This window comes from bacterium (assembly GCA_040756715.1).
Lineage (GTDB): Bacteria > UBA9089 > UBA9088 > UBA9088 > UBA9088 > JBFLYE01.
In genome coordinates, this window is record JBFLYE010000175.1 from 1 (window position 1) to 4332 (window position 4332).

Annotated in this window: 6 protein-coding genes; all 6 read left to right on the forward strand. The window is 35.9% G+C overall.

Features of this window, described 5'->3' with window-relative positions:
• Positions 1-39 precede the first annotated feature (39 nt).
• Positions 40-225 carry a hypothetical protein gene (locus AB1397_06525; protein MEW6482633.1) on the forward strand — a complete coding sequence of 62 codons (186 nt, stop codon included), beginning with the start codon at positions 40-42 and terminating at the stop codon, positions 223-225.
• Positions 210-656, forward strand: a complete 447-nt coding sequence (locus tag AB1397_06530) for a response regulator (protein MEW6482634.1) — start codon at positions 210-212, stop codon at positions 654-656. The genes AB1397_06525 and AB1397_06530 overlap by 16 nt, the downstream gene beginning before the upstream one ends.
• Entirely contained in the window at positions 649-1662 is a 1014-nt protein-coding gene (locus tag AB1397_06535; GenBank protein MEW6482635.1) for an HD-GYP domain-containing protein, read from the forward strand. Before AB1397_06530 ends, AB1397_06535 begins: the two co-directional genes overlap by 8 nt.
• Positions 1663-1786: 124 nt before the next feature.
• On the forward strand, positions 1787-3070 hold the full coding sequence (locus AB1397_06540; GenBank protein ID MEW6482636.1) for an N-acetylmuramoyl-L-alanine amidase: 1284 nt from the start codon (positions 1787-1789) through the stop codon (positions 3068-3070).
• Positions 3067-3588, forward strand: coding sequence for a GerMN domain-containing protein (locus AB1397_06545; GenBank protein MEW6482637.1), 522 nt, complete (start codon positions 3067-3069; stop codon positions 3586-3588). The genes AB1397_06540 and AB1397_06545 overlap by 4 nt, the downstream gene beginning before the upstream one ends.
• 6 nt (positions 3589-3594) lie before the next feature.
• Positions 3595-4332, forward strand: a 738-nt coding sequence (locus AB1397_06550) for an SLC13 family permease (GenBank protein MEW6482638.1), incomplete at its 3' end; no start/stop codon positions are given.

Consider the following 4332-nt stretch of genomic DNA (forward strand, 5'->3'; position numbering starts at 1 on the left):
GTCTACACCATTTTTTATTGAGGAGAGCGATTTACGAAAATGAAAGTAGAATATGCCATTAGTTTAGGAATAGATTTCCAGGGGGTAAGCTTTGAGGGTTGGTATTTTTGTAAAGAATTTGTAGATTTCTTAGAAAGCAATGAAAAGGATTGGATAACAGGCGGTAAATTTTTCTTGCAAAGATGTATAATCTTTGGTATAATAAAAATATGGATAAAATTCTAATTATTGAAGATGATGAGGATATGATTCATATCCTTAAGTCTATTCTTGAGCTTGAGGGATATGAAATAATCTATGCAAGTGATGGAGAAGAGGGGCTTTTAAAGGCAGAGGAACATAACCCTAGCCTAATCATTCTTGACCTTATTCTTCCAAAGATTGATGGAAATGAGGTTTGCCGAAGGATAAAAAAAGACGCCGTTCTTTCCAAAACGCCTGTCATTATGCTTACAGCAAAGACAACCACGCGGGATGAACTAGAAGGGATTATGGACGGAGCTGATGATTATATTACAAAGCCATTTAACCCATTGGATCTAATAGAAACAATTAAATACCTCCTTACGGAGACGAAAGAGATTGTTTCAGGAGAAGAAAGAAGGAGAAAGAAGATAAATCGGCTCCAGACAAGATTACTCTTTGAAAATGAATAAAGAGAAGCTTCTCAATGATATCTCAAAAATCGGTCTACAAGAAGAGGATGAGAAAATCGCCCTTTTTAAGATAATAGAGGCATCTGTCTCCTTTCTAAATGGAGACAGCGGCTTTATTTATCTTTCAAAAGATAAGGAAGGATTTATAAAAACAGTATCTTATGGAACGCTTGAGATTCCAAATAAAATAGAAATAGGAAAGGGAGGCATTGGTTGTGCTATTAGTGAAGAAAAACCCCTTATTTTATCAAGGAATGAATTGCCTGAGATAGAAAAGATAAGCCAAGCTATGATCGCACCTTTATATGACAAAATGGGTTTAGTGGGCATATTTGGTCTTGCCAGCTCAAATGCCGTATTTTCTAAAGATGACCTTTCTGTATTTTCACAAATACAGGCAGAAATCAATCTCTGCCTTGAAATATTCAGGCTTTCCAAAAGCATCTATGAAGGTGTGCTTCTTTCTACAATCCAAACCCTCGTTTCTGTGGTTGAAGCCATTGATCCAAATCTTCGTGGTCATTCCTGGAATATGGCAAGGTATGCTGTAGCCTTGGCCTCTAAAATGAATCTTCCCAAGATTCAGATTGAGGCGATAAAATATGCTGGCCTTCTTCATGGCATAGGAAGAATAGGTATTCCTGATCGGATATGGAGAAAGGAGGGTCCCCTCACTGATGATGAATTAAAGGCAATGAGGGCACACGCAATCATTGGTGAAAAGATTGTAGAAAAGGCAGAATTTCCATTTGATGTAGCAAGCATTGTTAGATCCCACCATGAAAACTATGATGGAACGGGTTATCCCGATGGATTAAAAAAGGATGAAATACCAATAGGTGCGAGGATAATTGCCTTAGCAAATGCCTGGGAGGCAATGACAGGGGAAAGGCCATATCGCCAATCAAAAACAACGGAAGAGGCAATTGCTGAGATAAAAAGCAAAAAGGGAACCCAGTTTGATCCTGAGATAACAGATATTTTTCTTTCTATGATAGAAAGATGAAAAAAAACTAAAAATGCAAAACTACAACTTAAAACTCAAAACTATTTTTTTCTTCTTGTGGTTTCCTTTTCTTATCTTTTGTGAAGAAAAGATTCTTCTTTATAATCAGGATGCTAACCTTTATGTGTATGCTCCATATCTTCAAGAGAAGGAGCTTGTATCTTTAAAAGAGGCTTCCTCTGCCTTTAAGGCAACATTTGATTTTAACCCTGTTATTCAGGAGGCATCTTTAAAAAAGGATGGGATAAAATGCTTTTTATGGGCTAATAAGAATAGGGCTATCCTTGATAAAAAAGAGATTATCCTTCCCTTTCCTCCTAAACTTATCTCTTCCAAGATCTATGTTCCTATTGAGCTTATTAAGGCATTTGCTGAAAGGCTCAATATGGAATTAAGGCTTGACGATAAAAGGATAGTGATTGCAAAAAAAGGGAATCTTCTTGCTAATCCAAAGGATGGCTTTTGGCATATTCTAAAAGATGGAGAAACCTTATGGAGGGTTTCTCAAAATTATGGTGTAGAGCTTTCCTCCCTCCTTTCCTTAAATAAAATCATTGACCCAAGGTTTGTTACGCCAGGAACAATGCTTTATATTCCCAATCCTCCTTTAAGCAAAAAAGATGAAAATCTTAAACCCCAAACCCCTAACCTCGAATTAACCACCCCTATTTTAGAAAAAAAGCCAGAGGATAAATCCATTCTTCAAAAATATGGGATAAAAAAGATAGTCCTAGACCCAGGCCATGGAGGAAAGGACCCTGGTGCTATTGGAAAAAGTGGGTTAAAAGAAAAGGATGTTGTCCTTGATATAGCCTTAAGGCTTTCCAATCAGCTCAAAAAAAGCCTTCCAGATACAGAAATAATCTTAACCAGGGATGCTGATTATTATATTCCCCTTGCGGAAAGAACAGGCCTGGCAAATTTTAAGAAGGCAGATCTTTTTATCTCAATCCATGCAAATGCTGCATTCTCAAGAGCCGCCTCTGGATTTGAGGTCTATCACCTATCCGCTGTTGCCTCTGATAAATATTCAGAGGAGATAGCAGAGGCAGAGAATATGGTGGTAGAAAGGTTTAAGGAAAAAAACTCTAGCTTATTAACCGAGCTTATCCTTAAGGATATTGCCCAAACTGAGTTTATCAATGAAAGCATTGAACTTGGTCTGCTTGTTCAAAATAGGGTATCTGAAAGGCTTTCTATGAAGGATAGGGGTGTTAAGTCTGCATTTTTCTATGTTTTGCGTGATGCAAAGATGCCCGCTATTCTTATTGAAACAGGCTTTCTTTCAAATGCATCTGAGGAGGCAAGAATGAAGAAAGAGGATTTCAAAGAAGGCATGGTTAATGCTATATGTAATGCTATTGTTAGTTATAAGGAGCAATATGAAAAAAAGCTGGTTGAAAGATGAAATGGTTAGCAATTATCCTCTCTATTATCATCATTGCCCTTCTCATTGTTGTTTTCTTTCCAAAAAAAATAGAAAAGGGAATATTTGTTCCTCCATCTAATAAAATAAAAATCTGCCTTTTTTTTCCAGATGATCAAGAAGAATATTTAATTCCAGAACAAAGGGAAATTGAAAAAAAGGAAAAAGAGGAAACAATAGCAAGGTTCATTATAGATGAGCTATTTAAAGGACCTTCACAAGAAAGCCTTCATTCAGCAATTCCAGAGGGAACAAAATTAAGGGAGGTCTATATCTATGATGGTGTGCTTTATGTTGACCTATCACAGGAGGTTTCAAAAAATCATCCAGGTGGTTCAGCCGCTGAGATTGCTACCATATTTTCTATTGTCAACACCTTGACATTTAACCTTCCACAATATCCGGTTAAGATTCTCATAAGCGGAAAGGAACAAGAAACATTGGCAGGTCATATTAGCCTAGAGGAAGCCTTTATTTTTAATAAGGATGTGGTAAAATAAAATCATATGAATTTACCATATCTTATCCTTTTAGCCATAATCTTCTTCTTGGTTCTTTTTCTTCCCTTTTTAAATAAAAGGGTAGAAAAGAACCTTGAGGCTTTCTTTCTTATAATGGGCTCTTTTTCTATTTTTAATCTTTTAATCTTTGGAAAAGAAAGCCTTAATCTCCAATTTGCCATCCATTGCTTAAAAGAGCCAATAATAATTAGCCTTGCTTGCCTTATCTCTGGGTTATTATTCCATCATTTTCAAAATAGAATAAAAAATGGTGTTTTTGCATTAGAAAGAAGTATTGGTCTTTTTTCCCCCTTCCTGTTAATTGTCTTTCTTGGCATTATCTCATCAATTATCACGGCAATTATTACAAGTTTAATATTAGTTGAGATAATTTATGATCTTTCTATAAAAAGAAAGGAAAAAATTGCCTTTTGTGTTCTTTCCTGCTTCTCTATTGGCTTAGGAGCAGCCCTTACGCCTATTGGTGAACCTCTTTCTACCGTTGCTATATCTAAATTAAAGGGGCTTCCTCATAATGCAGGGTTTTTCTTTCTATTTAACATCCTTTATCCCTACATTTTAAGTGGAATTATCCTTTTAGCAATATTGGGGGCATTTGTCTATAAAAGGGGAAAGAGAGGGCTAGAAATTGAAAAGAAAGAAGAAGAAAAAAAAGAGATAAAAAGGGTATTTATAAGGTCAGCAAAGGTCTATATTTTTATTATTGCTCTTGTTTTATTGGGA